Genomic DNA, 7,120 nt, shown 5'->3' with positions numbered 1-7,120 from the left:
GGCCGGTCCCCCACTGGCTGGTCCAGGCCGGTTGCCGCTCGAACCGGACGAATCTCTAGACTAGGATGAACCCGACGGCGGATGTGCATGGTGATCAGGACGACGGCGCCGGCGCCGGTCGGGCGACGAGCCGTTGCAGTCGAGCATCCTGCGCAGCGCCGTGGCGAACTCCTCGGGGCGGCTGGTGACCGCGTTGTGGTCGCCGGGGACGACCACCGGGCTGGTGCCGAGCTGGCCGGCCAGGGCGTGGGTGGTCTGGTAGGCCAGCTGGTCCGGGCGGGAGGCGGCCCCGATCACGGGCACGATGCGGGCAGGGCCGGCGCGGAGGGCGGCGATGTCGGGGGTGGAGGCGAGGAACGACGGCCGGATCACATGGGACAGCCAGAAGTCGACGTTCCCGCCCATGCGGGCCATGGAGGCCGTCACCTCAGGATCGGGGTCGCCCTGGGGTGGCTCCTCGCCGCCCAGGCCCACGGCCTCGGCGAACCTCTGGAGGGCGGGGCCGAGGCCGTCGCTGCGGTAGATGGCGTGCAGGTCCTCGTAGAAGGCGCGCCAGCGTTCGCGGTCGGGCAGCAGCTCGGTCAGGGGTGGCTCGAACGCGACCAGGGTGCGGACCTGCTCGGGGTGGCTGGCGGCGAGCTGGAGGCCGGGCAGGCCGGAGATGCTGTCGGCGAGGACGTGGGCCGGCCCCTGGCCGGCGGCGGCCAGGACGCGGTGGGCGTCGTCGGCGTGGACCTCGACCCGCTGGTCCTCTGGCGGTCCGTGGAGGCGGCTGCGGGACATGCCCCGGGGGTCGTAGGCCACCACCGTCCAGGCGCCGGCGAGCTGGCCGGCCACGGCCGCGTAGAACCCGGCGTCGGCCGGCATGCCGGGGATGATCAGCAGGGCGGGGCCGGACCCGCGGACCTCGTAGTGCAGGCTCGCGCCCGGGACCTCCAGCGTGGCGACCTTCGCCGCTCCGATCGCTCTCCCACCTCCTGGCAATTCGGTTGCCCGCCGGACGGGCGTCTGCTGTGCTGGCCGGGACGACCCGACCGACCAAGGGAGACCGAGATGACGCCGGCGTGCATGTCCGCCCACCAGGGCTTCGCCCTCGAGCCAGAGGACATGACGCTCCGTGCGCACATTGAACCTGGGGATCCTGGCCCATGTCGACGCCGGGAAGACCACCCTCACCGAACGGCTGCTGTTCGCCGCCGGCGTCATCGACGAGGTCGGCAGCGTCGATGACGGCAGCACCCAGACCGACTCGCTGGAGCTGGAGCGCCAGCGCGGCATCACCATCAAGTCGGCGGTGGTGTCGTTCGTCGTCGGCGACGTCACCGTCAACCTGATCGACACCCCCGGCCACCCGGACTTCCTCGCCGAGGTGGAACGGGTCCTGCACGTGCTCGACGGCGTGGTCCTGGTGATCTCGGCCGTCGAGGGGGTGCAGGCGCAGACCCTGGTGCTGATGCGGGCGCTGCGGCGGCTGGGCATCCCCACGCTGCTGTTCGTGAACAAGGTCGACCGCGTCGGCGCGCGGGACGCCGCCGTGCTGGCGGGGATCGCCGAACGGCTGACGCCGGCGATCATCCCGATGGGCTCGGTGTCCGGGCTCGGCACCCGCCGGCCCGGGTTCACGCCCTTCGGCGCCGCCGACCGGGCGTTCACGGCCCGGCTGGCCGAGGTGCTGGCCGACCACGACGACGCCCTCCTGGCGGCCTGGGTCGACGACCGGGCGGCACTCCCCTATCGGCGGCTCCGCCGCGAGCTCGTGGCCCAGGCCCGGCGGGGGTGGGTGCACCCGGTGTTCTTCGGCTCGGCCATCACCGGCGCCGGCGTGGAGCCGCTGCTGGCCGGGGTCACCGAGCTCCTGCCGGCGGCCCAGGGCGACCCAGGCGGTCCGGTGGCGGGCTCGGTGTTCAAGGTCGAGCGGGGCCCGGCCGGGGAGAAGGTCGCCTACGTGCGGATGTTCTCGGGCTCGGTGCGCGTCCGGGACCGGCTGCCGCTCCCGCGGGGCGGCGAGGGGAAGGTCACCGCCATCAGCGTGTTCGACCGCGGCGCGGCCGTCCCCCGCGGGGCCGTCGCCGCCGGGCAGATCGGCAAGCTCTGGGGGCTGGGCGCCGTCCAGATCGGCGACGCGGTCGGCGGGTCGCCAGCGACCCTGGCAGCCCCGTCGTTCGCCCGGCCGTCGCTGGAGACGGTCGTCGTCCCCCGCCGCCCGGCCGACAAGGCCGCCCTCCAGGTCGCGCTCACCCAGCTGGCCGAGCAGGACCCGCTGATCGACCTGCGCCAGGACGACACCCGGGGGGAGCTGTCGGTCTCGCTCTACGGCGAGGTCCAGAAGGAGGTCATCCAGGCGACCCTGGCCGGCGACTACGGCCTGGAGGTGGAGTTCCGCGAGACCACGACCCTGTGCGTCGAGCGGCCGGTCGGGACCGGCGCCGCCGTGGAGATCATCGGCAAGGACCCGAATCCCTTTCTCGCCACCGTCGGGTTGCGGGTCGAGCCGGCGCCGGTCGGCGCCGGCGTGCGGTTCCGGCTGGAGGTGGAGCTGGGGTCGATGCCGTACGCGTTCTTCAGGGCGGTCGAGGACACCGTCCGCGAGACCCTGCGCCAGGGGCTCCACGGCTGGGAGGTGATCGACTGCACGGTCACCATGACCCACTCCGGCTACTGGCCGCGCCAGAGCCACGCCCACGCCACCTTCGACAAGAGCATGTCCAGCACGGCCAGGGACTTCCGCCAGCTGACGCCGCTGGTGCTGATGGACGCTCTCGCCCAGGCCGGCACCCGGGTCCACGAGCCGATCCACCGCTTCCACCTGGAGATCCCGGCCGACACCCTCGGGCCCCTCTCCCCCGTCCTGGCCCGGCTGCGCGCCATCCCCCGGTCGACCGCCCTCCGGGGCCCGGCCTGCCTGCTGGAGGGTGAGATCCCGGCCGCCCGGGTCCACGACCTGGAGCGCCAGCTCGGAGCCCTGACCCGCGGCGAGGGGGTGCTGGAGTCCGCCTTCGACCACGACCAGCCGGTCAACGGCCCGCCCCCGGCCCGCCCCCGCACCGACCATGACCCCCTCGACCGCAAGCAGTACCTGCTGACGGTCCTGCGCCGGGTCCCCGGGCGTCAGGTGGACGGGGGGTTCACCCCGGGCGGATGATGCGATTGCATCGGTCTTGCGCCACGATCGGTCCCGACCGCAAGACGGCGACTGGCGAGGAGCGTCGATGTCCGAGGCACCCGCGCGACCCTCCCGCTGGCGGGTGTTCGCGCCCGACACCGCGGGGGCGATCTACGGCACGATCGCGGCCATGGCGGTGATCGCCGGGTCCGCGTCCGACCCCGAGCACGCCAAGCCGCTGCAGCTGGCGCTGGCCACCCTGTTCGTGTTCTGGCTGGCCCACGTGTACGCCCAGGCGCTGTCCCACCACCTGCGGGGGGCGAAGCGGCTGGACTGGTCGGTGGTGACCGGGGCCATGGCCGAGGAGCGGCCGCTGCTGGAGGGCCCGCTGCCGATCCTGGCCGTGGTCGCCCTGGGGACGTTCGGCATCCTGGAGCTCCGCCAGGCGATCCGCCTGGCCCTGTGGCTGGGCGTGATCGAGCTGGTCTCCTGGGGGATCCTCTACGCCCGCCGCCAGCGCTGGAGGTGGCTGACGGCGCTGACCGCGGGCGCGATCAACGGCTTCTTCGGGCTGGCCATCGTCCTGCTCGAGGTGGTCGTGCACTGATCGGTCAGGCCTGGCCGGCGGCCACGTCGGCGGCCGGGCGGGCCGGTCGGCCCAGGAACTCGATGATGGCCAGCACGACCAGCAGGGCCAGGGTGAGGCCGAGCACGACCTTGCCGGTGGGCCGGGTCCAGAACACCAGGGCCAGGGCGGCCAGGGCGACGGCGCCGACGCGCAGGACCCGCTTGTTGGCGTACACCCAGGTCCCGACCGGGCCGGTCGAGAACCCGGCCCGCTCCGCTCCCCCGGCCAGCCAGCCGATGGCGTGGCTGAGGCCCTCGCGGGTCCGGACGGCGGTCACGGACTGGCCGGACAGGAACGCCCCCGCGGCCACGACCAGGGCCAGGACGAACACGGTCCGGATCCCCAGGCGCAGGAACCGGATGATGGTGTCGTACAGCACGGCGGCGGCGTCGTGGGGCAGCACCGACGCCGGCACCGCGTCCAGATAGACGGACCGGAACACGGCCAGCCCCAGCGCCAGCACGACCATGGAGATGGCGACCCCGAGGGCGGCCCCGACGGTCGCCCGCCGGTGGTCGCGGGCCACGTACACCCCGAGGACGAGCAGGACGATGGCGATCACGGGCAGCCACACCCCGAGGGTGTTGAGCAGGTTGAAGCCGCTGCGGGCCCGGGTGATGTCCTCGGACTGGAACAGCACGAAGGAGGCGTTGACCGTGGGGATGCGGGCCGCGACCGAGAACCCGGACTCGACCAGCCGCTGCTTGACCGTCTCGATGAAGGCGGCCATGTTCAGGCTCACGGTGTCGTTCTCGACCGTGACCGATCCCCCGCCCTCGCCGGTCAGGGCCCTGACCAGCTCCTGGTGGGCGACCCGGTTGGCCTGGACCCAGGCGTCGGCGAAGGCGTCGCTCTCGACCACCCTGCCGACCTGGCTGCGGGTGAAGCTCTGGACCCCGTTGGCGATCGGCACGCTGAGGGCGCGGAGCTGCTCGGCCAGCACCGGGGTCAGGCCGCGCTCGGCCAGGGCGTCGACGGCCTGGTTGGTCAGGCCCTGGACGTCGATGTAGTTGAACACCTGGGCGGTGATCTGGTCGGCGACGGCGTTCTGGATGGCCGGGTCATTGGCCAGGGGGGTCACGGTGGCCACATACCGGTCGGTGTTGGTGACCTGGTTGCGGGTCCACACCGCCGCCACCGACAGCGGGGCGAGCACGCAGCCGACCACGATCAGCAGCGTGGCCACGATCGTGCGCCAGCGCTGGCGGGCGGCCCGGCCGGCCGCCGGGACGGGCACGGTGTCGGCTGTCGCGGCCTGCTCGCGCACCTGGGCGCGGAGGGCCACGTTCTCGGCCCGCAGCCGCTCCAGCTCGGCGCGCTCCTCGGCGGTGAGGGTCGGATCCTCGGGCATCGGGCCCACCGTCCTTCGTCGTTTCTCGGCGCTGTGGCGTCCCCGGCTGCCTGGCCGACGTGAGCGGGCCGGGCATCACCTGAAGCGGGTGATTTCGCGGCCATGGCCCCCAGCAGGAGCACCCGGCCAGCGCGCCGGGGGGTGATTGGGCCAAGGATCATCCCAGGCGGGTGATGCCCGCTCACCCGGGATCGGCCAAGCTTGGTCCGTTCGCCGGCCGCGAACCGGAAGGAGCCGTCATGCCCAGGACCACCACGCAGCCGAGGACCGCCGCCAAGACCCAGGCCGCCCAGCCCAAGGCGGCCAGGAAACCGGCCAAGGCAGCCAAGCGTCCCAGCCGGCTGACCGACGAGCAGCTGGCGGGCATGCTGGCCCTGACCAGCCACGCCGACAGCGTCGAGCTCAAGCTCACCGTCCCCGACGCCGAGCGGCGCTCCATCGTGGCCGCGCTCGGCATGGACCCCCTGGACGCCCAGATCCGCCAGGTGTTCTTCTTCGACACCCCCGACCTGCGCCTCAACCAGGCCGGGGTGGTCGTCCGGGCCCGCCGGGTCCAGGGCCGCGGCGACGACACCGTGGTCAAGCTGCGCCCGATCGTCCCCGACGACCTCCCCCCCAGCGTCCGCAACGCCAAGACCATGGTGGTGGAGGTCGACGCCATGCCCGGCGGCTACGTCTGCTCGGCCTCGTTCAAGGGCTCCCTTGGCCCCGGCGACGCCGTCAAGCAGGTCGCGGCCGGGGACCGGGCCATCCGCAAGCTCTACTCCAAGGGCCAGCGGGCCTTCTACGCCGCCCACGCTCCCGACGGCCTGGACCTGAACGACCTGACCGTGCTGGGGCCGATCAACGTGCTCAAGCTCAAGTTCACCCCCAAGGGCTTCAACCGGCGGATGGTGGCCGAGCTGTGGCTGTACCCGGACGGGGAGCGGATCCTGGAGCTGTCGACCAAGTGCGCCCCCAGCGAGGGCTTCCAGGTCGGCACCGAGGCCCGGGCGTTCCTGGCCGAGCGGGGCGTCGACCTGTTCGGCGAGCAGCACACCAAGACCAAGACGGCCCTGGAGTTCTTCTCGCGCAGCCTGGAGAAAGGAGCCTAGATGGGCTGCCTGTTCGCGTTGCTCGGGGGGCTCTTCCCCCGCCTGGCCCTGCTGATCCTGTGGGTCGCCCGGCCGGCCCGGGTCGACGCCGCCTTCGACGGCTGGCTGCTGCCGCTGCTCGGCATCGTCTTCCTGCCGTTCGCGACCCTGATCTACGTCCTGCTGTACACCCCCGGCCGCGGGGTGACCGGCTGGGACTGGTTCTGGGTCGGGCTGGCCGCGCTGCTCGACATCGGCCACTGGGGGGCCACCGCCAGCCAGCGCAACCAGATGGGGCGCGCCCGGGCCTAGCCGGCCGCCGTACGATCGGGGCATGCCCCCGGCGGTGCTCGTCCTCCACCTGCGGGCGGCCCGCGGCAAGGCCCGGGCGGCCGCGGTCGCCGAGGCGCTGGCCCTGCTGCACGACCTGGGGCCGTCGGCCCCGGCGGGCGGGCCGCTGTCGGAGCGGGCCGGGGTGGCCTGGGTCGAGCTGCCCGAGCGGGACCTGGCCGCGGCCACGGCCCGGCTCCCCCGCCTCGGCTACAGCACCGCCGTCGACCTGGTGACCCCGGCCGCCGGGTCACCCGACGTCACCTGGCGAGGACGGCCCTGGCGGCTGGAGCGGCTGTACACCGAGGACGCCGCCCTCCATCGGCAGCAGGCCCCGGACCGGCGCGAGTTCCTGTTCGCCCCCGGCGGCGGGCCGGTCCGGCCGGTGCGCGGCTACCGCGGCGGCGGCGACCCGCTGGGCCGGCGGGGCCTGCCCGTGTGCGACGCCCGGCTGCTGGTCAACCTGGTCGCCCCGGCCGGCCCGGGGCTGCTGCTGGACCCGTTCGCCGGGGTCGGCGGGGTCGCGCTGGCGGCGCGGGCGGCCGGCTGGGCGGTGGTCACCGCCGACCTCGACCCGGCCCTGCGCCACGGGCTGGGCCGCCTCGGCGGCGCCCACCTGGTGGCCGACGCCGGCC

Annotated in this window: 7 protein-coding genes; 5 read left to right on the top strand and 2 right to left on the bottom strand. The window is 74.1% G+C overall.

All coding sequences use genetic code 11. The features are described from left to right. Positions 1-60: 60 nt before the first annotated feature. Positions 61-1,206, bottom strand: coding sequence for an alpha/beta hydrolase (locus VF468_17445; protein ID HEX5880076.1), 1,146 nt, complete (start codon positions 1,204-1,206; stop codon positions 61-63). Between VF468_17445 and VF468_17440 the strand changes: the two genes are divergently transcribed. Then, positions 1,118-3,142: a translation factor GTPase family protein gene (locus tag VF468_17440; protein HEX5880075.1), complete on the top strand. Its 2,025-nt coding sequence runs from the start codon at positions 1,118-1,120 to the stop codon at positions 3,140-3,142. The genes VF468_17445 and VF468_17440 overlap by 89 nt on opposite strands. Positions 3,143-3,209: 67 nt before the next feature. Beyond that, positions 3,210-3,710 carry a hypothetical protein gene (locus VF468_17435; protein HEX5880074.1) on the top strand — a complete coding sequence of 167 codons (501 nt, stop codon included), beginning with the start codon at positions 3,210-3,212 and terminating at the stop codon, positions 3,708-3,710. A 4-nt stretch (positions 3,711-3,714) separates the two neighbouring features. Here VF468_17435 and VF468_17430 read toward each other — a convergent pair whose 3' ends face one another. Beyond that, a complete protein-coding gene (locus VF468_17430; protein ID HEX5880073.1) occupies positions 3,715-5,082 on the bottom strand; it encodes a hypothetical protein in 1,368 nt (455 codons plus the stop codon). Between the two features lie 239 nt (positions 5,083-5,321). Here VF468_17430 and VF468_17425 point away from each other — a divergent pair, with 239 nt between their 5' ends. The 3 genes from VF468_17425 to VF468_17415 form a co-directional block, all read left to right on the top strand. Further along, on the top strand, positions 5,322-6,176 hold the full coding sequence (locus VF468_17425) for an adenylate cyclase (protein HEX5880072.1): 855 nt from the start codon (positions 5,322-5,324) through the stop codon (positions 6,174-6,176). Then, positions 6,177-6,467: a hypothetical protein gene (locus VF468_17420; GenBank protein HEX5880071.1), complete on the top strand. Its 291-nt coding sequence runs from the start codon at positions 6,177-6,179 to the stop codon at positions 6,465-6,467. A 22-nt stretch (positions 6,468-6,489) separates the two neighbouring features. Beyond that, positions 6,490-7,120 (top strand): hypothetical protein (locus VF468_17415; GenBank protein HEX5880070.1); only part of this gene is annotated, 631 nt, incomplete at its 3' end.

It is taken from the genome of Actinomycetota bacterium, from assembly GCA_036280995.1.
Classification (GTDB): Bacteria; Actinomycetota; CALGFH01; order CALGFH01; family CALGFH01; genus CALGFH01.
This window is presented reverse-complemented; position numbering and strand designations above follow the sequence as displayed.